Source organism: Sphingomonas sp. SP4 (assembly GCF_058313375.1).
Genome location: NZ_JBZFLE010000001.1, coordinates 1140902 through 1161898 on the forward strand (window position 1 = coordinate 1140902; position 20997 = coordinate 1161898).

Sequence of the window (20997 nt, forward strand, 5' to 3'; positions counted from 1 at the left end):
AACGAAAGCCCCGGCACGTCAGCATACCGGGGCTTCGCTTTTTCCACTTAGTGCTTGTTCTCGGTCGTATTGTCCGTGTGCACGTTCGTGTTAACGTTCACGTCCACGTCCGAATTGCCGATCTTGTTCTGAAGCTTGTCGCCGGTCTTTTGGACGTCGTTACCGATGTCTGCGGCGATGTTCTGCGCTGTGTTCCCGACATCAGCAGCGGCATTTTCGGCGACGTCGCTGTTGTAGGTCACACTGGTCGTGCCGTTCGCATCGTCCTTGCTGACCTGGCAGGCGCCGAGCAGCAGGAGCGGGATTGCAAGCAGGATTCGCATTGGGTTCCTCCCTTTGTTTCGGACGCTCAACGCCGCTTGGGCTGTTTCGGTCCCGGCTCGATTCCGCCCGAGAGAACGGCAAGCATCGCTGTCCAGGCGGCGACATTCTGCCGAAGCTCTTCCGGATCGATTTTGTCGAGAGTGTCGTCAGGCGTGTGGTGCACGTCGAAATAATGCGTGCCGTCCTGGCTCAGGCCTACACCGGGAGCTCCGGCGTTGAGCATTGGCTCGATGTCAGATCCGTCGGCGTCGTCGAGCTTGCCTGGAACGATGCCGAGCGGCGCGAGCGCGGCCTGAAGTGTGCGAGCCTCGGCCTCGCGATCCTTGCCGAGCTTGCTGTTGACCCGCCAGATGCGGCCTGCGCCGAAGTCGCTCTCAGCAAGCGCGTAGTGCGGTTCGGCGCCGTGCGCCTTCTGGTATGCAATGCCGCCGAAGAGGCCGGGTTCTTCGGAGCCGAACCAGACGACGCGGATCGTACGGAGCGGGTGGCCTGCGTCCATGATGCGCTTGGCAGCGGCAGTTGCGATGGCGACGCCAGATGCGTCGTCGATAGCGCCCGTGCCCTGATCCCAACTGTCGAGGTGACCGCCGACAAGAATCGGCGGCAGGCTTGGGTCACGCCCGGGGACTTCGGCGATGACGTTGCCGGACTGGCCCTGGCCCGCGTGTGAGACGAGTGTCAGATGCATCGTGACAGGCTTGCCGCGCTTCAGGATGCGCTGGAGCTGCTCGGCGTCGGGGAGGGGCAGCGCACCTGCCGGGATCGGCTTGGCGCCGTCGGCGAAGGTCATCACGCCCGTGTGAGGATTGCGGTGGTAGTCGGTGCCGATCGAGCGGATGACGATCGCGGCCGCCCCCTTCTTGCTGGCGATGGTCGGGCCCTGTCGACGAGGGCCGCCGAAATAGCCGTAGCCCGAGCCGTCCATTGTGCGCGGCATGGCATGCGAGACGAAGACGATCTTGCCGCGTACAGCCGCGTCCGGCGCCGCCTGAAGGTCGGCGAGGCTGTCGAAGCCGATCACCTGAGCGGTGATACCCTCGGGCGGAGTCGAAGCGCTGTTTCCGAGCGCGTTGATCATCAGCTTCTGTGAGAAGGGCGATAGGATCTCTACGCCTTCGGGGCCGCGGCTCCAGGTCGGAAGGTCGAACGTCTCGATACGCACGTTTGAGAAGCCCAGCGACCGGAGCTTGGCGACGGCCCAGTTGCGGGCGCGGGCCTCGGCCGCGCTGCCGGCGAGACGCTGTCCGACCTCGGTCGTCAGACCTTCGGTAATGTCCCAGGCGTAATCGTCTTTGAGCGCCCCATCGCGGAGAGCAGCGACCTTCGGGTCGACCTGCGGCAACAGCGACGGCTGCTGCTGAGCGAGTGCTGAAGTGGCGGTGGCGAGGAGAAGTCCTGCGATGAGATATGATTTCATGGACTGTTGCGTAGGACACGCGACGCGCCAGAGTCACCATCCGCGGTCGATTAAATTCGCACCTTGATCGATTAAAGCAGCCGCATCTGCGCGCCCTCCGGCGGTACGAAGAGATCGGTGCGCAGCGGGAACTTGGCCTGGCGAAGGCCATATTTATGGGACGCTTTTTCGAAGCGGGTCTTGAGCAGGTCCGCCCACGGACCTTGGCCTCGCATTCGGCTAAAGAAATTCGGGTCGTTGTCGCGGCCGCCGCGGAGGGACTGGATCGTTGCCATCACCTTGGACGCGCGATCCGGAAAATGTTCCTCGAGCCATGCCCGAAACAGAGGTGCGACCTCATGCGGCAATCGGACGGGAAGATAGAAGCCGCCGGGAGCGCCCGCGTCGACGGCGGCCTCCACGATATGTTCAAGCTCGTGATCGGTGATCTGCGGCACGACCGGAGCAATCGCGACGTAGCAGGGCACGCCTGCCTCGTTTAGCGCCTTCACTGCCGCCAACCGCTTCCTCGGCTGCGGTGCGCGCGGCTCAAGGGTGCGGGCGATCCTGGGGTCGAGTGACGTCACCGAAATGGCGACCGAGGCCAAGCGCAGGTCCGCAGCTTCCTTGAGCAGATCGATGTCGCGGAGGACCCGGTCGGACTTGGTGGTGATCGTGAAGGGGTGCCGGGTTTCGACGAGTAGCTCGACGACCGAACGCGTCACACGCCACCGCTCCTCGATCGGCTGATACGGGTCGGTGTTGGTGCCCAGGGCAATGGGCCGGCACTCGTAGCCGGGGCGCGATAGCGCCGCGTGCAGGAGCTGCGCAGCGTCAGGCTTCACGAACAAGCGGGATTCGAAATCCACGCCGGGCGAGAGGTCGTGATAGGCGTGGGTCGGCCGTGCGAAGCAGTAGATGCAACCATGCTCGCAACCGCGGTAGGCATTCACCGAGCGATCGAAGCCGATGTCCGGCGAACTGTTGCGGGTCAGGATCGACTTTGGTCGCTCGATCGTGACGGTCGTCCGACGCTTCGGAACGCCGTCTAGAGTTTCGACCTGATCGAGCCATTCGCCTTCGTCGACGCGCTCCTGAAGATTGAAGCGCGTGGGGGTGGGATTGCGGGTCGCCCCGCGGCCATGGCTCGACTCGACTGGCATAGGCAAATCCTACGCCGCAGACGAGAACATAACAAGAACGATATTAGTGACTGAGTCGCGTCATGCTCATCGGGAACGTCGGCCAACGATGCTCGGCAATCGCCTTCAGCGTGGGCTGCCCTTCGTTATTGAGACCCTGGTAAACCCACATGTTCCTGAGCACCGCCGGGACGTAGTAGCGGGTCTCCCAATAAGGGATGGACTCGATCCACAGGAGCGGGTCGCCCTTGTCGTTGATCCCCGCCCAGCGGGCCACCGGAAGCGGACCGGCATTATAGGAAGCGATTACGCGCGGAAGCTGGCCCGCCGTTCCGGAGCTGCCGCGCATCATCTCGATGAAGCTTTGGCCGTATTCGAGATTGTAGCGAGGGTCCGTTAGGGAGCCGTTGTAGTAAGGCACGCCGCGATTGCGGGAGACGAGCTGGGCCGTCACCGGAAGGACCTGCATCAGGCCAACCGCGCCAGCGGTGCTGACCGCAGTACGGCGGAAGGCGGATTCCTGCACGATGTGACCGAAGGCGAGCGCGGGATCGACGCGCCATCCATTGAGCGGCGTCCAGCGCGGATTCGGATAGCGGTCGGCGGCATCAGCACGGGCGCCAGGCTGACCGTTGTTGGCGAGCCAAAGCTGCGCAGCAGGTAGATCAAGCTGCTTTGCCAACTGAATCAAGGCATGGTGCTCGTTCGGGTTGCCGATCTTCGCCTGGTGGCGAAGCATTTCCTCGGCGAGTGAAGGCTCACCGATTTTCACCAACTCCATCGCACGTTGGACGTTGGGAAGCTGGGCGATCGGCGGGTCGTATCCGACGTTCGGATCCTGCGGCAGCTTGGTGTCCATGCCGAGGGTTTCGCGAGCGACGAAGCCGTAGAAACTTTCGGGCGTCGCGGCGGCCGCCTTGAGCAGCGGTGAGACGGAACGGGGACGGCCGCAGGCCTGCTCCGACCGGGCATTCCAATAGAGCGCGCCGGCACGAAGCTCACGCTGTTGTGCGTACGCCGCGGCCTGGCTGAAGGCACTCGATGCAGCCTGACAGTCTCCGAGCCGCCAGGAGGCGAGGCCGGAGACCCATGCCGCTTGGCCAGCCCATTCGCTCGTTGAGCCCTGCCGCCACGTGTCGGCGACGCGGCGTGCGTCCATGTCGAGACCGAGAACGTAATAGACAAATGCCACGCGCTGACCTGCTTCGGCGCGGGCATCTACCGAAAGGGAAGGCGCGTAGGTCAGCAGCTGCGCCTCGGCACCCGCGGCATCGTTCGTCTTGATCAGCGGGTCGAGGATCGAGCGGAGCTGGTCGGCGTAAGGCTCACCTGTGACGGGACGTGTTTTGTAACGGACGGGAGCGGAACCGAGATTGATCGTTGTTCGCTCCGGCACCGTCAGCAGCGGCGTCGTGACGCCACGCCGGTAAGCCATAACCGCGAGCTGGTCTGCTTGTGGAAGCTCCGGCGCCTGAGCGAGGAGCGCCTGCAGCGAGCCCGCGTCGACCACTGGGGAGCCCTTGGCCGTGTACAGCTCAGCCTTGGCGACTGGTGTGAGAATGCTCGGCGGCAGTGCAGCGATGCCCGCACGAGCGGAGGCCCAATTGCCGGCGTCGATTGCATCGAATACGCCGCGCCAGTCCTTCGGGACTGCAACCGTGTAGCTGGGCGCAGGCGCGGGCTGAGTCGGCGTCAGTCCAGGCGCAGGGGTATAGCTCGGAGCCTGCTGTGCAGGCTGCGTGGTTGGCAGCATCACAGCCGGAGCCTGGTATCTAGGCATGGTCGAAACCGAGGGCTGAATAGCCGGCGGGACGGTGGGCTTGTTTGGTAAAGGCGCCAACGGGTCTGAAGCCTGCGCGAACGCTGGCGCGGCCCAAATCAACGCTCCGAACGCGAGCACTCCAGCCTTCAAGATTCGTCCTCCATCAAGAGCAGTAAGTCCTTCCATGCCAAGGACTTGTCTAAGGGGCGGTTAACCAAATGGCGCGGGTGGAAGGTAGCGACAGTGCGCACTCCCTCGATTTTGTGAGCATGTCCGCGCGCCTCGACAAGGCGTTTGCCAAGGAGAGCAAGGCAGGGACCGTCACCGAGGAGCAGGAGCCGCTTGGGCTTGGCGAGGGCGATGTGCTGCCGCGCAATCTTTGCACAGGCCTCACGGTCCGCAGGATTCATCCGCGCCCCGGGAGCGTGGAAGCAGGAAAGAGACGCGCTGTACGCGTCGTCCGGGTTGATGCGGATCGCGGCGATCATGCGCTTCGCGAGATCCCAAGCTTCGCCGCTGAGCGGAGCGGTCGCATCCTCGGGCGCTTCGGCGAGGAGCATGATCTCGGCGCTTTCGATTCCATGCGGGAGAACGCGCCGCGCGGCGGTGCTGGCCATCGGCAGCTTCGGCGCCTTCGCCAGCCACTCGCGAAACTGCTCAAGCGTTTCGTGGTTGGGTTCAGGCTCTGGTGCGGGGGCATCGGTCGCCGGAGAGATCTTCGCCTTTGCAGGCGCAGGCATCAGCCAGTTGCGGGCATCTTCCTGGATGGCGACGTCAACGCCAGCCTCCAGCCACCACGCAAGGGCGCTGCGCGCCTCGGCAATGCCGATCGTTTCCATGTCCCCGCCCACAAAGCGTTATTCGCCCGCCATTGACTGTATGGTCAAGGAATTGGCAGTGCGATTGAGTCGAATTGTGTGGACAGCGCGACGAGACGCGTAGCGAGGCGGAGATCAAGAGGAGCGGATGAGCGAACGCGAATCCATGCAATATGACGTAGTCATCGTCGGTGGAGGACCGGCGGGGCTCAGTGCTGCCATCCGATTGAAGCAGCTTGCCAACGAGGCCGGCCGCGAACTTTCGGTCTGCATTCTTGAGAAGGGGAGTGAGATCGGCGCGCACATCCTTTCGGGTGCGGTGATCGATCCCAAGGCGCTCAACGAATTGATCCCGGACTGGAAGGACAAAGGCGCGCCGCTCGCGGTCCCGGTGACCGAGAACCACCATTGGGTGCTCTCGGAAAGCGGCAAGTTTGCATTCCCGGAGTGGCTGACGCCGCCCTTCATGCACAACAAGGGTACGTACACGCTGAGCCTGGGCAATCTCTGCCGCTGGCTTGCGGGACAGGCCGAAGAGCTGGGCGTCGAGATCTTCCCGGGCTTCCCCGCGGCCGAGATCCTCTACAACGAAGACGGATCGGTGAAGGGCGTCGCCACGGGTGACATGGGCATTGCGCGGGACGGGAGTCATCGCGCGGACTACCAGCCGGGCATTGAGCTGCACGCGCGCTACGTCTTTTTCGCCGAAGGCGCTCGCGGACATTTGACCAAGCGCCTGACCGAACTGTTCAAGCTCCGCGAGGAAAGCGGACCGCAGGTTTTCGGACTTGGTATCAAGGAATTATGGGACGTTCCTCCGGAGAAGCATAAACCGGGACGAGTGATCCACACGCAGGGCTGGCCCCTTAATGACGCTTGGGGTGGGGGTTTCCTCTACCACCAGGAGAACAACCAGGTCGCGCTCGGCTTCGTGCTGTCGCTCAACTACGCCAACCCGTACACCTCGCCGTTCGAGGAGATGCAGCGCTGGAAGACTCATCCGGCGATCCGCGCTGAAATCGAAGGGGGCCGCCGCGTTTCCTATGGAGCGCGAGCCATCAACGAGGGCGGATATCAGGCAATCCCGAAGCTGGTCTTCCCTGGCGGTGCTTTGATCGGTTGCTCCGCGGGTTTCGTGAACGTGCCCCGCATCAAGGGCACGCATACGGCGATGAAATCAGCGATGCTGGCGGCGGAGGCCGCGTTCGAGGCGATCGCCGCGGATCGCTCAGGCGATGTGCTCGACGCGTATCCCGCCGCGCTGCACAAGAGCTGGATCGTCAAGGAATTGAAGATCGTCCGCAACGCCCAGCCCGCGGTAGCGCATTGGGGCGGCAAGCTCGGGACGCTCTACGCCGGTCTGGACATGTGGCTCGGCTATCTCGGTCTGCACCTGCCGTGGACGCTGAAGCTTCGTCCCGACAATGCCAGCCTGAAGCGCAAGGAGCAGGCCAAGCCGATCGACTATCCAAAGCCCGACGGCGTGCTGACGTTCGATCGGCTCTCTTCGGTATTCATTTCGAACACCAATCATGAAGAAGACCAGCCGGTTCATCTGACGCTCAAGGACGCGGACATACCGACGGCGATCAATCTGCCGGTATATGCCGGCCCGGAACAGCGCTATTGTCCGGCAGGTGTTTACGAATTTGTGGGAGCCGAAGAGGGTGAACCGAGGCTTCAGATCAACGCGCAGAATTGCGTTCACTGCAAGACGTGCGACATCAAGGATCCGACCCAGAACATCAACTGGGTCACACCCGAAGGCGGCGGAGGCCCCAATTACCCGAACATGTAAATGGCTCGGCGGAGCCGGCATCGCGGCTATCGCACTTACGTCAGGGCAGGCGAGCGCTTCGGTCGTGACCGACCCGGCGCGGACGTATCTGGAAGCACGGGCTGCTGCGATGAACGGCGATCATGCTCGTTCGGCAGTCCTGCTCGCGAATATCGCCGAGACGCAGCCTGACCAGGTCGATCTCGCGCGCAAGGCACTCATCGAAGCGATGGGTGCGGGGCAGATGGACCTTGCGCTCACCATCGCGAGGAAGGTGCCCGCAGCAAAGTTGCCGACCGACGCACGCCTCCTGCTGGTGGCCGAGGCGGTGAAGCAGCGTCAGGCCACCCAGGCACTAGGCTGGCTTCAGGCTGGCAGCGACAGTCCGGACCTTACTTTTCTTTCGCCACTGCTAACTGCGTGGGACGCGGCTGAGCGCGGCGATGCAAATCGGGCCATCGCGACGATCGAGCAAATCCCGAACAACAGCATCCTTGCGCCGCTCCGTTCCGAGGAAGAGGCGCTGATCCTGCTGAAGTTCAAGCGCGCGGCCGATGCTGAACCTTATGCAAGGCGCGCAGTCGGTTCAGCGGGTGCGCGCGAGAACCGGTTGAGACTGGCGCTCGCCGACGGTTTCCTTGCTGCCGGTGACCGCGATCGAGCTTTGGTTATGGTCGACGGGATGGGTTCGGATGCCGCGGCAGCGCGGCAGCGAGTCCTCGCCGGCAAGCGCAGTGGGCAGTCGATCGACACGGGCGCTGCGGCCTTGAGCGAGGCGCTGACGGCATTCGCGGGAGATATTGCGCGCATGCAGCGGGCCGCGGCGCCGATCGCAATGGCTCAGGTTGCGCGTTATGCGAACCCGCAGAACATCGGCGCGACGTTGTTGCTGGCCCTGCTGCTCGACAATCAGGGGCGGTCCACTGAGGCGCTTGCGCTGCTTCACACGGTTCCGAAGGACAACAGCCTCGCCACCCAGGCGCAGGACGTTGAAGTCAAAATCCTGAGTGACAACAAGCGTTTCAACGAGGCCTTTGCGATTGCATCTGCGGCCGCGAACAACCCTAACGCGAGCATCAATGACCTGACGCGTCTGGGCGACGTTTACGAGGCGATGAAGCGCTATGATGATGCGGCGGCGATCTACGGGCGCGCGATCGCCATGGCCAAGCAGCAGAGCCTGAATTCGCAGCTCTGGCCGCTCCTGCTGGCGCAGGCGAATGCCTATGAAGAGGCCGGACGCTGGCCGGAAACCAAGGCCGCACTGCAACAGGGCCTCGCGCTCGGTCCGGACCAACCCTTGCTGCTCAATTTCCTGGGCTATGCGAAGCTTGAGCATCACGAAGACATCGACGCAGCCGAGGCGATGATCCGCAAAGCGAGCGAGCTGGCGCCCGACGACGCCTCGATCACAGACTCGCTGGGTTGGGCGCAGTTCAAGCGCGGTAAGTTCTCCGAGGCCATCGCGACGCTTCAGCGCGCGGCCGAGAAAGATCCGGACCAGTCCGACATCCAGGAGCATCTGGGTGATGCTCTGTTCCAATCGGGACGCCGCTTTGAGGCCCGCTTTGCTTGGAGCGCGGCTTTGGTGACCGCCGACGACGAGGTTGCTGCGAGGGTAAAAGCGAAGCTGAACTCCGGCCTCACGCCGGCCAACGCCGCGCCTTGACGTCAGACGAGCTTGCGGCGCGAGACATAGCGCCGGCTAAGCTGAACCTAGCGCTGCACGTCCGGGGAAAACTGCCCGACGGTCGGCACGCGATCGAGACGGTCTTCGCTTTTTGCACGGACGGCGATCGGCTGAGCGCTGAACCTGCCGACGAGTTGAGCCTGAGTATCACGGGCCCGTTCGCGGAAGAACTGGGCAATGACGATGACAATCTCGTCGTGAAGGCTGCTCGGACGCTCGCTGAGGCAGCGGGCGTAGCTAACGGCGCTGCGATCACCCTCGAAAAGAACTTGCCGGTCGCATCGGGCATCGGCGGAGGCTCGGCCGATGGGGCCGCGACATTGCGCCTTTTGACGTCATTGTGGCGGATCGATCCGTCTTACGCGGCATCGGTCGCGCCCAAGCTCGGAAGTGATGTACCGGCGTGCCTCCTGAGCTTGCCCGTGAGGGGCGAGGGAGCAGGTGACGTTCTGACGCCACTCGATCTGTCGGATCTCTCTGGGAAGCCCGTGCTGCTGGTGAATCCTCGCGTGGCGCTTTCTACGGGAGACGTCTTTTCCGCCTGGGACGGCGTAGATCGCGGACCGCTAGAGGACTGGCGAGGCGGGCGGAACGACCTTGAGGCGCCCGCCAGGGGCCTCGTGCCGCAAGTCGAGACCGTGCTCGCCTGGTTGGGCGTCCAACCCGGTACGGACTCAGTTCGCATGTCGGGGTCGGGCGCGACCTGCTTTGCTTTGTTCGAGTCCGACGAAGCCAGGGACCAAGCCGCAGCGGCCGTGCCCCGCGAGTGGTGGCGTCTGGCGACCTACTTGCGTTAGACGCGCGGGCGATGACCCACCCGCGTCCGATCCTGACTGCCGAACGCATGCGTGCTGCCGAGCAGGCCGTGATCAATGGCGGGACCAGCGTCGAGACGCTGATGGAGCGGGCAGGGGCCGGGCTCGCCGAGGCCGTGTACCGGTTCGCCGGGCCCCTCCCGAGCCTCATTCTCTGCGGCCCGGGGAACAATGGAGGCGATGGCTATGTCGCCGCGCGGCATCTGGCGGAGCGCGGCGTGCAGGTGAGGGTGGCCGCGCTCTCCGAGCCGAAGAGTCCGGCGGCTCAATGGGCGCGAGGCCAATGGGCTGGCGAGGTGGAGCCGCTTTCTCAGGACACCAAGGGCGCTCCGCTCGTCATCGACGGATTATTCGGCACCGGACTGTCGCGCGGTCTGGATGACCAGACCAGCCTGCTGCTTTCAGAACTCGCACATGAAGCGGTGGTCGCGGTCGCGTGCGATCTGCCAAGTGGCGTCGAGACCGACACCGGGGCAATGCTGAACCCTCTTCATGCGTACGATTTGACCGTGACATTCGGTGCGCTGAAGCCCGCGCACCGGCTCGATCCAGCGATGCACAGGTGCGGGCGCGTGGTTCTGGTGGATATCGGGATCGAAGCCGACAACCAATGGCGAGAGATCGGTGTTCCGCTGCTGCCGACGCTCGAGCCAGCTGCGAACAAATATACGCGCGGCCTGGTACATCTACTCGCGGGGCAGATGCCGGGTGCGATCGCACTTGCCGCGACGTCGGCGGCACGATCGGGCGCGGGCTATGTGCGGGTCAGCACGTCGCGACCGATCGAGGGACTCCCGTCGGCAATCGTCCAGACTGACACCGCAAGGGTGAACGACGAGCGCATCGACTGCCTGCTCGTCGGGCCAGGCATGGGTGATATCCCACAGGTGCTGACGCTGGCGCTGACGTCACGTGCGCCGAAGGTCATCGATGCCGACGGGATTACGCATCTCGGCGACTATGAACGGCTGCAGGGGCAGGACGCGATTATCACGCCGCATGAGGGCGAGTTCCGGCGGTTGTTTGGATCGATCCACGGGTCGAAGCCGGATCGGGCGATCGAGGCGGCCCAGAAAAGCGGAGCGGTCGTCGTCTACAAGGGCCCGGATACACTCGTCGCCTCGCCCGACGGAAGGCTGGGGTTCGCGCCGCCTGCGCCAGCCTGGCTCGCAACGGCGGGGACCGGCGACGTCCTCTCGGGGATCATCGCGGCCATGCGCGCTCGGGGACTGCCGCCGTTCGAAGCCGCTTGCGCAGCAGTCTGGTTGCACGGCCGCGCTGCCGAGATTGCGGGCCCAGGTATGATCGCGGACGATCTAGCCGCCGCCATTCCTCAGGCGATCGCTTCGATCGAATGACCGATCTGGTCGTTCGGATTGCGGCGCGCGGTGACGGTGTGACCGAGAGCGGTCGCCACGTGCCGTTCGGGGTGCCGGGCGATGCCCTGCTCAATGATGGGGTGCTCGCGCCAGGTCCGCATCATCAGGACCCACCGTGCCACCACTTCCCCGAATGCGGCGGGTGCCAGTTGCAGCATGCGGACGATGAAACCTATCGCCGCTATCTAGTGTCGCGCGTCCAGACTGCTCTGGCACAGCATGATCTCGAGACCCAGATCCGCGAACCGCACCTTTCGCCACCGAGGAGCCGCAGGCGCGCCGCTCTCCGGGCATTGAGAGTCGGGAATGCGGTGCTGCTGGGCTTCAATGCCGAGAAGTCCAACCGGATCGTGGACATGCGCGAGTGCCACATCCTGAGGCCGGAACTGTTTGCCTTGGTCGCGCCGCTGCGCCAACTGCTTGGGGCACTGCTTCGACCGCGCCAGTCCGCAGAGGTCCAGTTAACGCTTGTGGACCAAGGCCCTGACGTCCTGATTAAGGGCGTCGAACCGGATGGATTGGACGCGATTGAAGCTTTGACGTCATTCGCGAACGCGAACGCGCTCGGACGGCTGAGCATTGATCAAGGATTGGGACCTGAGGCATTCTTCGAACCTCAGCCGGCGACCGTCACTTTGTCGGGTCGGGCCGTGGCCTTCCCGACAGGTGGATTCCTGCAAGCCACAGAGGATGGCGAACGCGCACTGGTGGAAGCAGTGCGCGAGGCGATTTCAGGCTCAGCGCGTATCGCTGATCTATTCGCTGGTCTCGGGACCTTCGCGCTTGGAACTGGAGCCGCCTATGCGGCGGAAGCTTCGCGGGATGCGGCTGCGGCACTGAAGCGCGCGGCTCCAGCCACGGCTGTCGAACATCGAGACCTATATCGGCGGCCGCTTGCAAGCGATGAGCTGGGCCGCTTCGACGCTGTGATCCTCGACCCGCCCCGCGCGGGCGCAGCTGAACAAGTGTCATTGCTCGCCAACTCACGCGTAGCTCGTATCGCTTACGTGAGCTGCAACCCTGCGACCTTCGCCCGAGACGCCAAGATGCTAGTCGATTGCGGCTACAGGCTGGTCTGGATTAGGCCGGTCGGACAATTCCGCTGGTCGACGCACGTTGAGCTGGCGGCCTGCTTCACCCGTGGTGAATGAGGAATAGGGCAGCGTGCAACGTTAGGCCGATGAGGCAAAGCGTCGCGAGTGTGAAGACGATGAAGCGGTAGGTGACGACGTTCAAGGTCGCCTGGATGAGGCTGTGGACGATGCGCAGGCCGACGTAGCCCCAAGCCAGGTAAACGTTGATCGCGGAGTCGAAGCCCATCAGGATCAGCGCAACGACGATCGCATAAAAGATCGTCGGTTGTTCCATCAAGTGATTGTAATTGTGCGCTTTCCAGTTCGCCTGGTCGGGGATGGCGCCTTCCAGCGCGTTGCCCCGAGTGCCGACGCGTCCCTTGAGGCTGATGCCGGCCTTCTTCATTGCAGTGAAGCGGGTCGCGTACATCCAGAGGAACACCACGATCGTCCACGCGACCAGCGCGACGATAGGTCCGAGCAATGGACTTGGATGCATGTGAGTTCCTCCCCTAAGGCGGGAAACATCACACGCTCCACTGAGCTACACAAGATGATGAGCGACGCTTCTCAGTCGCATGACGATACCTATCTAAGTCGCCGCAGAAAGGGACCATCATGAAAAGTAGCGGCAACACCATCCTTCTTACCGGCGGCGGCTCGGGCATTGGCAAAGCGCTCGCGCACCGCTTCCACGATCAGGGCAATGTTGTGATCATCGCGGGACGCCGGATGGAGGCTCTTCAGAAAGCCGCAGAAGGGCGTCCCAATATTATCGCGATGCCGCTCGACGTGGAGAAAGCGGATGACATCGAACGCTTCGCGAAAGACGTGATCGACCGCTTTCCGCAACTCAACGTCCTAATCAACAATGCCGGAATCATGCGCTTCGAAGCGCTCGACAAGCGCCGTGACCTCGCTGACGCCGAGGCGACGATCACAACAAATCTTCTGGGGCCGATCCGGCTTACCAATGCTTTCGTCGAGCATCTCGAACGCCAGCGAGACGCGGCGATCGTCAATGTGACGTCAGGCCTCGCCTTTGTGCCGTTGGTGGCGACTCCGACTTATTCGGCAACGAAAGCGGCGGTGCATTCCTACACGGTGGCCCTGCGCGAGGCGCTGAAGGGCAGTGTAGAAGTGATCGAGCTAGTGCCGCCTGGGGTTCAGACCGACCTGACGCCTGGCCAGTCGACGCGGCCCGGATACCAGCCTCTCAATGAGTTTGCGGACGAGGTGATGCGCATTTTCTCGCAACAGCCGACGCCAGAAGAGATTTTGGTGGACCGGGTGAAGTTCCTGCGGAATGCGGAAGCAGAAGGGCGCTTCAACGCAACGCTCAACCAGCTCAATGAATCGGCGGCGCGCGCCCGCGCAGCTCAGCCGCAGCCCGCGTCTGTGGAATGAAAGTGGCGCCGGTCGCCCCGGCGCCACTCATATTTCAGTCGAACAGCTTGGCGAAACGGCGCTTCTCGCGGTTGCGCCACGCGCCGCGATGCCAGGCGTCGCTGGCCAGGAGCGGGAGGACGCTGGTCGCCTCGGCGAACACCATCTGCTCCATCGCCGTCGAGACTTTGCCCCAGCTCGCGGCCTCCTGAAGCGTCGAGGAGGAACAGGCGCCGTCGCGAACGTCGGCGACCGTGATCTGCACGGCATACTTGTGAACCTCGACATCATCGTGGCCGAGGATCTCGGCACAGACGACGGTGTCCTGCGTGAAGTTCTTCGGCACGCCGCCGCCGATCATCAGCAGGCCGGTGGTGCCAGCTTTGATCTTGATGTCGGTCAGCTCGCGGAAGTCCGCGATGGCATCAAGCACCATGTAGTGGCCGCCGCGCTTCATTGCGTCGACTTGATGCTTCACGAGGCCGAAGCCGGCTGAGCTGTCGACGAACGCCGGGCAGAAGATCGGCACGTCATGCTCATAGGCGAGCTGGACCAGGCTGCCCTGCTTCTTGGCATTGCCCTCGCTCAGCCACTTGCCCATCTCGCGAATAAAGGCGCGGCTCGAGTAGGCGCGCGGCTCCAGGCTGTCTGCGATCTTGCCGATCGTGAAGTCGCAATCCTGAAGTTGCTGCTCATCGATGTACGTGTCGTAGATGCGGTCGATGTAGAGCGACCGAAGCGTATCATCGTCAGGGATTTCATTGGCTTGGTAGTGCTTGTGGCCAAGCGCTTCGAAGAAATCCATGTCCACGATCGAAGCGCCCGTGGCGACGATCGCGTCCACCATGTTGGACTTCACGAGCTCTGCGTAGAGGTCCATGCAGCCGCCAGCCGAGGTCGAGCCCGCGATCACCAGGATGATCGAGCAGTCCTTGTCCTCAAGCATCGTGTTGTAGATGCCGGTAGCTCGCGACAGGTCGCGGCTGGTGAAGCTCATCTTCCCCATCGAATCGATGATCGGGCGCGCATCGAACTTCGTGATGTCGATGTGCTCGATCGGCGTCGAAAGCAGCTCGGCCTTCCGCGTGTCGTTGATGCGGTCGGCGTCCTGAACCTTGTTCAGCGTATCCGTTTCCATCTCATGCTCCATTGGTGCCGCTCAAACGAGCAGCGTCGAAAAAGGGCATGTCATTTACTCGCGGGGGACAGCCTCACCCCGAAAACCGCGTTGCGGTTAGCTCCCCTTCCACCGGAGCGGAAGGGGAGAAACAGTTACAGCTTGACGACGTTCGAGCGCTGAGGCTCTGCCGCTCCGTAGAGGCTCGCCATCGGCTCGTCGTTGACGATCTCGCTCTCAACGGCGCCGAAGCCGTTGAACTGGGTGCGCATCGCGCAGCCGTAGGCGCCGAGCATGCCGACCTCGATATAGTCGCCGACATTGACGTCGCCCGGCAGCTCGAACGGGCCGGCCATGCGATCCAGATCGTCGCAGGTGGGACCGTAGAAGCTGAACTCCATCGGGCGAACGTGCGATTCCGGCTCGCGCAGAAGGCGGACCGGGTAGCGCCAGCCGATGTGCGCAGCGTCGAACAGAGCGCCGTAGGCGCCATCATTGATGTACAGCTCGTCGCCGCGGCGCTTCTCTACGCGAACGAGAATGCTCGCATATTCGGCGCACAGGGCACGACCCGGCTCACACCATAGCTCGGCCGAGTAGCTGATCGGCAGCGCCTCGAAGGCCTGGTGAATGACCGAGAAATAGGTCTCCAGGGCAGGCGGCTCCATGCCCGGATAGGACGATGGGAAGCCTCCGCCCACATCGACGATATCGACGGTGACCGCAGCCTCGACAATCGCATCGCGAACGCGCGCCATGGCTTCGGCGTAGGCGGCAGGCGTCATCGCCTGGCTGCCGACGTGGAAGCAGATACCGAGCGCATCGGCTGCCTGTCGGGCGGCGAACAGCAGATCACTGACGTCACGCGGGTCGGCGCCGAACTTGGATGCAAGGCTGAGCTTCGCATGGTCCGAGCTGACGCGGATGCGGACGAGCAGATTTAGGTCGGTTGCAGCCTCACCATCAGTCGCCGTCGCCCGTACGATCTTTTCCAGCTCTTCGATCGTATCGAGGCTGAAGGTGCGGACGCCGTGCGCGAAATACGCCTCGGCGATGGCCTCCTCGGCCTTCACCGGATGCATGAAACACAGCATCGCGTCAGGAAGCGTCTCACGCACGAGCCGGACCTCGGAGATGGAGGCCACGTCATAGTGAGTGATGCCCGCTTCCCAGAGGACGCGCAGCAGATCCGGCGACGGGTTCGCCTTCACCGCATAGAGCGAGCGGCCCGGGAACTTCTCAACGAAGAAGCGGGCGGCGCGACGCGCGGCATGCGGACGCAGCAACGTGACCGGCTGAACCGGCCGCATCTTGGCGATGTCGGCACCCGTACGAGTGCCGTTCGGGGTGGACGCTAGCCCCAGCGCGCGATGATGCTTGTGCAACTCAAGGGACCTCCAAATGCCAGTTGGCAAACGTTGACGAAAAGCTGCCTTGCGGTTGGAAGTCCCATGGGGCAGCGGGGGCGCGATATATGTAGGGGGGTCCCCCCTGTAAAGATTTTTTGGACCCGGAAACGGCAATTCCGGGAACTTTTGTCATCAAATTGCAACGGCTGATCGAAACGTGAACAACATCAACAACTTGGAACGAACGGCAATTGTGACCCGCGACGATGTTGTCGCAGCGGACGAGCGAATTCACGGCTCGGTAGAACGGACGCCGCTGATCGAAAGCGAGGTAAATGGCACTCGGATTTGGTTGAAGTGCGAATGCCTGCAGACGGGTGGTGCCTTCAAGCTGAGGGGCGCGACCAATCGCCTGCTGCAATTGTCCGATGACGAGCGGAAGCGCGGCGTCGTGGCTTTCTCCTCGGGCAATCACGCCCGCGGCGTTGCGATCGCCGCCAAACGGCTCGGCATGCGCGCAGTGATCGTGATGCCGTCCGACGCGCCTCAGGTGAAGGTGGACGGCACGCGAGCGGAAGGCGCGGAGATCATCTTCTACGACCGCCGTACCGAGAGCCGCGAGGCGATTGCCGCCCGCATCTCCGAGGAGACTGGCGCGATTGTCGTGCCGAGTTTCGACGATCCCGCGATCGTGGCGGGGCAAGGCACTGCAGGCCGGGAGATCGTTGCGCAGCTCGGAAGGGCTCCGGCGCGCATTGTGGTGCCATGTGGCGGCGGAGGCTTGGCTTCCGGGATCGCCTTGGCAGTTCCGGAGGCGGAGATCGTGATCGTGGAGCCCGAAGGCTGGGACGACATGAAACATTCGCTGGAAGCTGGAGAAATCCTGCCTGTCAGCACGGACGCGCCCAGGACGATCCTGGATGCGCTTCAGACGCCGCGAGTCTCGCCGATCACCTTTGCTATCCTTCAGGAGCGGCAGGCCAAGCCCTTGTGGGTCAGCGACGCGGAAGCCGAAGAAGCGATGCGTTTCGCTTGGGAGCGTCACCAGCTCGTGGTCGAGCCCGGCGGCGCGGCTGCTCTCGCTGCGTTGCTGGTGCGCAAGCTGGAGCCGCGCGGCGACACCGTCGTCGTGCTTTCGGGCGGAAATGTCGATCCGGCGCTTCACGCGCGGATCGTTGGCCGCTCTACCTAGGCGACGCTGCGTGTCTTGAACTCGCCGGGTTCGAGGTGGACCGGGCTGGACCGCTCCACCGCCTGGGTCAGTTCTTCTAGCTCGGCAGCAAGCGTCTTGAGCTCAGCCGCCAGAAAGCGCCGCTCGTTCTCCGCGACGGATTCGGATGCATCGATCAGCGTTTCCAGCATCATTGCGATGCACGGAAGGATCGTTTCTTCGATCCGTTCGAAGGCCTCATCGAGGCGCACTTGCTGCTCGGAGTTCGGCATAACTCCGACTGTGCGGCGATCTTGGTTAAATGTTGATGAAACGGAACATCCGGAATGCAGAATTTTTCATCCGTCGTGATGGCCGGCGCCATGGTCGCCGCTTTCCTGCTTGGCGCAGGCGGCGTGAAGCTGATGTTCGATCGTCAAACGAGGGGCCGCGGCGCCCTCATGGTCATCGCGGCCCTAGTCGTGGTTATGAACGTGATGATCTTGACGGTGTAAGCGGCTTGATCGGGTCCGTGGCCAGCCGCATGTCGAGATAGTCGTCGGTCGACTTCATCAGCAGGTCGAGCTCGTTCGCGAAGAAATGGTTCGCGCCGGGGATCGTGTCGTGATGGATCGTGATGTGACGCTGCGTCCGAAGCTTGTCGACGAGCTTCTGGACGGCGCTCGGCGTGACGACCTCGTCCGCCTCACCCTGGATGATGATGCCCGAAGAGGGGCAGGGGGCGAGGAAGCTGAAGTCGTACATGTTCGCCGGCGGAGCGATCGAGATGAAGCCGCGGATCTCCGGACGGCGCATCAGCAGCTGCATTCCGATCCAAGCACCGAAGCTGACGCCCGCAACCCACGTGGTCTCCGCTTCCGGATGGATCGACTGGACCCAGTCGAGGGCAGAGGCGGCATCTGACAGCTCGCCAATGCCGTTGTCGAATACGCCCTGGCTCTTGCCCACGCCGCGGAAGTTGAACCGCAACGTGGCGAAGCCGCGCTTCACGAAGGTTTGGTAGAGCAGCTGGACGATCTTGTTGTTCATCGACCCGCCTGCCTGCGGGTGCGAATGCAGGATCAGCGCGACAGGTGCGCGCGGCCGCGTACCGGGATGAAAGCGTCCTTCGAGGCGACCCTCGGGACCGGGGAAAATTACTTCAGGCATGAATGCAAAGCTCGCATACGACAAATGGCCGCTCGACGCGGGTGCGTCGCGGCGTTGGCTCCTATATAGGGGCCGCTCTTGAAGTGGCAAATCGGCAGGAAACCACAGGTTTTGAGCAGTCCAGAGCGCATCTACCTCGATCATGCGGCAACGACGCCAGTTCTTTCCGAGGCAAGGGCCGCCGTTGCCCGAGCATTCGAGAAGTGGGCCAATCCCAGCTCACCACATGCCGAGGGCCGGGCAGCGCGAGCGCTGCTCGAAGAAGCGCGCTCGACCATCGCCGAGGTCTTGGAATGGCGGCATGACGTCATTCTCACCAGCGGCGCCAGTGAAGCGATCGAGATCGTTGCGAAACGAGCTCGGATCCGGGGTCGGGCCCATGGTGCGACTGAACATGCGATCGTGCCCCACACGATGGGACCGGCCTCGAAGGTCATTCCAGTGCACCCGAACGGTCTCATCGATGAGGACGCGCTGGATAAGCTCCTGTCGGAAGGGCCCGCGCTCGTTGCTATCCAGCAGGTCAACAACGAGACCGGCGTGATCCAGCCGCTGGACCGGATCGCAGAGAAGATTCGTAACGCGGGGTCGCTCCTGCTTTCCGACTGTGCCCAGAGCGCCGGCAAGATGCCGCTGCCCGACGCGGATTTCGTGGCGGCCTGTGCGCATAAGCTCGGTGGCCCTCCGGGGATTGGCGTCCTCCTGGTCAAGGACCTCGGCTCACTGGAGGCGGTCGGTGGCCAGGAGAAGGGCTATAGGCGTGGCACCCAGGACGTGCCCGCGGCGCTGGGTTTCGCGGCGGCGTTATCTGCGCGGCCGTACGAGATGGATCGGCTGGCAAAGCTTCGCTTACGTCTGGAAGATGCAGTGAAGGCAGGTGGAGGCGTCGTGATCGGTGAGGCTGCGCCCCGCATTCCGACCATCGGTTCGATCTCTATGCCGGGCGGCTCCAGCGCCTCATTGCTCGTCCAGCTCGATCTGGCTGGCATCGCAGTCTCGGCAGGAAGCGCCTGCTCCTCAGGGAAGATGAAATCGAGTGACGTTCTCGCGGCGATGGGCATACCCGCCGACATTGCATCCAGCTTCATTCGCGTAAGCTTCGGTCCACATACGAGCGAGGCCGATGTTGAAAGATTCACCGCCGAGTGGCGCCGTATCGGGGAGAGGGCCAACAAGGCCGTTGCATGATCTACCTCGACTATCAGGCGACAACGCCCGTCGCTCCCGAGGTTGCGGCGGCGATGGAGCCTTGGGTCGCTGAGAAGTTCGCGAACCCGCATTCGCCTTCGCGCTGGGGCCGAGAAGCTGCAGCCGCCATCGAGGTCGCGCGCAAGCAGGTCGAGCAAGCCATTCGGCTCAAGGGAGGAAGCGTAGCTTTCACAGGCTCCGCGACCGAGGCGCTGAACTGGGCGCTTAAAGGCACGATCTCGCGGGCGATCGAGAAGGGGAGCGGCAAACGCAACCGCATCATCACCATCGCGACCGAGCATGCGGCGGTGCTGGATACCTGTGAGTGGCTTTCAGCGTTGGGGATGGATCTCACTGTGCTTCCGGTCGGGAGCGATGGGATCCTCGACCTCGACATTCTCGAACGGGAGCTCGACGACCGCGTTCTCATCGTGGCGGCAATGCTGGTGAACAACGAGATCGGCGTGCTTCAGCCCATCTCGGAGATTGCGCAGATGGCCCACCATGCCGGGGCGGTGATGCTGTGCGACGCGGTTCAAGGTCTCGGGCGTCTCACCATCCCCGAAGGTCCGGACCTGGTTGCAGTATCGGCACACAAAATTCATGGGCCCAAGGCGATTGGCGCGCTCTGGATGCGCAAGGGTGCCGAACCGGCAGCTTTCATTCACGGTGGCGGGCAAGAGCGAGGGATGCGTTCGGGAACATTGTCGCCGCAGCTCTGCGTCGGATTTGGCGCAGCCGCCAAGTTAGCCTTCGAACGATGCGAGCGCGATTACGATCATGCCCATCGGCTGTGGGCTGCAGCCCTGCATGCACTTGGGCCGGGTTGGACGATTAACGGGAGCACGGCGCATCGCTATTTCGGCAATCTCAACATCCGGCGGGATGGGGTGGACGCGGCTCGTTTGCTGGCCGACCTGCGCGAGATCGCCTTCTCTCTAGGATCGGCCTGCGCCAGCGGGTCGGGTCGCCCAAGCCATGTACTTCGTGCCCTTGGCCTGGATTATCGTGAGGCTCGATCGTCGATACGGCTCGGCTTCGGACGCTACACGACCCAACAAGAGCTGGTCGAAGCCTGCGGCCAGATCGCTGCGTCGGCCAAATCCCAGGAGCGGCTGCTGGCGTGACACTAGTGCGTTTTTTCCGAGCCGACGGAACTCTCGACAAGGAAGTGGAAGCAGAGCCCGGGCAGAGGCTGCTCGATGTTGCCTGGGCAGCGCGCGAGCCGCTCGAAGGTGCGTGCGAAGGCGTAATGGCCTGCTCTACTTGCCACGTCATTGTGGACGCCGACGACTTCAAGAAGCTTCCGCCGGCAACCGAAGAGGAAGAGGATCTGCTCGACCTCGCGTCACATGCCGCGCGGACGTCGAGGCTCGCGTGCCAGATCATCCTGACGGACGACCTCGAGAGCCTCGATGTCCGGATCCCGTCCGGCGCGACCAATTGGATGAAGCGCTAGGC

21 protein-coding genes are annotated in these 20997 nt (G+C 63.3%); 11 read left to right on the top strand and 10 right to left on the bottom strand.

Going from position 1 to position 20997, the window contains the following annotated elements:
• Positions 1-47: 47 nt before the first annotated feature.
• From AC4GYV_RS05760 to AC4GYV_RS05780, 5 genes are all read right to left on the bottom strand, one after another.
• Entirely contained in the window at positions 48-323 is a 276-nt protein-coding gene (locus AC4GYV_RS05760; RefSeq protein ID WP_491099702.1) for a hypothetical protein, read from the bottom strand.
• Between the two features lie 26 nt (positions 324-349).
• A complete protein-coding gene (locus AC4GYV_RS05765; RefSeq protein WP_491099703.1) occupies positions 350-1741 on the bottom strand; it encodes a M28 family peptidase in 1392 nt (463 codons plus the stop codon).
• Between the two features lie 71 nt (positions 1742-1812).
• On the bottom strand, positions 1813-2883 hold the full coding sequence (locus AC4GYV_RS05770; RefSeq protein WP_491099704.1) for a PA0069 family radical SAM protein: 1071 nt from the start codon (positions 2881-2883) through the stop codon (positions 1813-1815).
• 43 nt (positions 2884-2926) lie between these two features.
• Positions 2927-4615: a lytic transglycosylase domain-containing protein gene (locus AC4GYV_RS05775; protein WP_491099705.1), complete on the bottom strand. Its 1689-nt coding sequence runs from the start codon at positions 4613-4615 to the stop codon at positions 2927-2929.
• Positions 4616-4770: 155 nt separating this feature from the next.
• The gene (locus AC4GYV_RS05780) at positions 4771-5463 is read right to left on the bottom strand and encodes a uracil-DNA glycosylase family protein (RefSeq protein ID WP_491099706.1); all 693 of its coding nucleotides are present in this window, start codon (positions 5461-5463) and stop codon (positions 4771-4773) included.
• 127 nt (positions 5464-5590) lie between these two features.
• Between AC4GYV_RS05780 and AC4GYV_RS05785 the strand changes: the two genes are divergently transcribed.
• The 5 genes from AC4GYV_RS05785 (at position 5591) to AC4GYV_RS05805 (ending at position 12254) form a co-directional block, all read left to right on the top strand.
• Positions 5591-7240: an electron transfer flavoprotein-ubiquinone oxidoreductase gene (locus AC4GYV_RS05785; protein WP_491099707.1), complete on the top strand. Its 1650-nt coding sequence runs from the start codon at positions 5591-5593 to the stop codon at positions 7238-7240.
• A 64-nt stretch (positions 7241-7304) separates the two neighbouring features.
• Positions 7305-8888 carry a tetratricopeptide repeat protein gene (locus AC4GYV_RS05790; protein ID WP_491099708.1) on the top strand — a complete coding sequence of 528 codons (1584 nt, stop codon included), beginning with the start codon at positions 7305-7307 and terminating at the stop codon, positions 8886-8888.
• Positions 8885-9706, top strand: a complete 822-nt coding sequence (locus AC4GYV_RS05795; RefSeq protein WP_491099709.1) for a 4-(cytidine 5'-diphospho)-2-C-methyl-D-erythritol kinase — start codon at positions 8885-8887, stop codon at positions 9704-9706. The genes AC4GYV_RS05790 and AC4GYV_RS05795 overlap by 4 nt, the downstream gene beginning before the upstream one ends.
• A gap of 11 nt (positions 9707-9717) precedes the next feature.
• Positions 9718-11082 (top strand): NAD(P)H-hydrate dehydratase, encoded by a 1365-nt coding sequence (locus AC4GYV_RS05800; RefSeq protein ID WP_491099710.1) that lies wholly within the window; start codon positions 9718-9720, stop codon positions 11080-11082.
• Entirely contained in the window at positions 11079-12254 is a 1176-nt protein-coding gene (locus AC4GYV_RS05805) for a class I SAM-dependent RNA methyltransferase (RefSeq protein WP_491099711.1), read from the top strand. The genes AC4GYV_RS05800 and AC4GYV_RS05805 overlap by 4 nt, the downstream gene beginning before the upstream one ends.
• On the opposite strand, the gene AC4GYV_RS05810 is transcribed toward AC4GYV_RS05805, so the two are convergent.
• Positions 12238-12675, bottom strand: a complete 438-nt coding sequence (locus tag AC4GYV_RS05810; RefSeq protein ID WP_491099712.1) for an MAPEG family protein — start codon at positions 12673-12675, stop codon at positions 12238-12240. The two genes, AC4GYV_RS05805 and AC4GYV_RS05810, sit on opposite strands and share 17 nt — an antisense overlap.
• Positions 12676-12794: 119 nt before the next feature.
• Here AC4GYV_RS05810 and AC4GYV_RS05815 point away from each other — a divergent pair, with 119 nt between their 5' ends.
• A complete protein-coding gene (locus AC4GYV_RS05815) occupies positions 12795-13583 on the top strand; it encodes an SDR family oxidoreductase (RefSeq protein ID WP_491099713.1) in 789 nt (262 codons plus the stop codon).
• Positions 13584-13617: 34 nt separating this feature from the next.
• Here AC4GYV_RS05815 and AC4GYV_RS05820 read toward each other — a convergent pair whose 3' ends face one another.
• Both AC4GYV_RS05820 and AC4GYV_RS05825 read right to left on the bottom strand, forming a co-directional pair.
• On the bottom strand, positions 13618-14700 hold the full coding sequence (locus AC4GYV_RS05820; protein WP_491099714.1) for a 1,9-bis(guanidino)-5-aza-nonane synthase: 1083 nt from the start codon (positions 14698-14700) through the stop codon (positions 13618-13620).
• A gap of 134 nt (positions 14701-14834) precedes the next feature.
• Positions 14835-16064 carry a type III PLP-dependent enzyme gene (locus AC4GYV_RS05825; protein WP_491099715.1) on the bottom strand — a complete coding sequence of 410 codons (1230 nt, stop codon included), beginning with the start codon at positions 16062-16064 and terminating at the stop codon, positions 14835-14837.
• Between the two features lie 181 nt (positions 16065-16245).
• Here AC4GYV_RS05825 and AC4GYV_RS05830 point away from each other — a divergent pair, with 181 nt between their 5' ends.
• Positions 16246-17220 carry a threonine ammonia-lyase gene (locus AC4GYV_RS05830; RefSeq protein WP_491099716.1) on the top strand — a complete coding sequence of 325 codons (975 nt, stop codon included), beginning with the start codon at positions 16246-16248 and terminating at the stop codon, positions 17218-17220.
• On the opposite strand, the gene AC4GYV_RS05835 is transcribed toward AC4GYV_RS05830, so the two are convergent.
• Complete coding sequence (locus tag AC4GYV_RS05835; protein ID WP_491099717.1) at positions 17217-17471, bottom strand: hypothetical protein; 255 nt, start codon at positions 17469-17471, stop codon at positions 17217-17219. The genes AC4GYV_RS05830 and AC4GYV_RS05835 overlap by 4 nt on opposite strands.
• A gap of 54 nt (positions 17472-17525) precedes the next feature.
• On the opposite strand from AC4GYV_RS05835, the gene AC4GYV_RS05840 reads away from it, so the two are divergent.
• Complete coding sequence (locus AC4GYV_RS05840; RefSeq protein ID WP_491099718.1) at positions 17526-17693, top strand: hypothetical protein; 168 nt, start codon at positions 17526-17528, stop codon at positions 17691-17693.
• On the opposite strand, the gene AC4GYV_RS05845 is transcribed toward AC4GYV_RS05840, so the two are convergent.
• Positions 17665-18348, bottom strand: a complete 684-nt coding sequence (locus AC4GYV_RS05845) for an alpha/beta hydrolase (RefSeq protein WP_491099719.1) — start codon at positions 18346-18348, stop codon at positions 17665-17667. The two genes, AC4GYV_RS05840 and AC4GYV_RS05845, sit on opposite strands and share 29 nt — an antisense overlap.
• A gap of 78 nt (positions 18349-18426) precedes the next feature.
• Between AC4GYV_RS05845 and AC4GYV_RS05850 the strand changes: the two genes are divergently transcribed.
• From AC4GYV_RS05850 to AC4GYV_RS05860, 3 genes are read left to right on the top strand one after another with little or no spacing between them, the layout of a single operon-like run.
• Positions 18427-19536 carry a cysteine desulfurase family protein gene (locus AC4GYV_RS05850; protein WP_491099720.1) on the top strand — a complete coding sequence of 370 codons (1110 nt, stop codon included), beginning with the start codon at positions 18427-18429 and terminating at the stop codon, positions 19534-19536.
• Positions 19533-20663 carry a cysteine desulfurase family protein gene (locus AC4GYV_RS05855; protein ID WP_491099721.1) on the top strand — a complete coding sequence of 377 codons (1131 nt, stop codon included), beginning with the start codon at positions 19533-19535 and terminating at the stop codon, positions 20661-20663. The genes AC4GYV_RS05850 and AC4GYV_RS05855 overlap by 4 nt, the downstream gene beginning before the upstream one ends.
• Positions 20660-20995 carry a 2Fe-2S iron-sulfur cluster-binding protein gene (locus tag AC4GYV_RS05860; protein ID WP_491099722.1) on the top strand — a complete coding sequence of 112 codons (336 nt, stop codon included), beginning with the start codon at positions 20660-20662 and terminating at the stop codon, positions 20993-20995. Before AC4GYV_RS05855 ends, AC4GYV_RS05860 begins: the two co-directional genes overlap by 4 nt.
• The last annotated feature ends 2 nt before the right edge of the window (positions 20996-20997 follow it).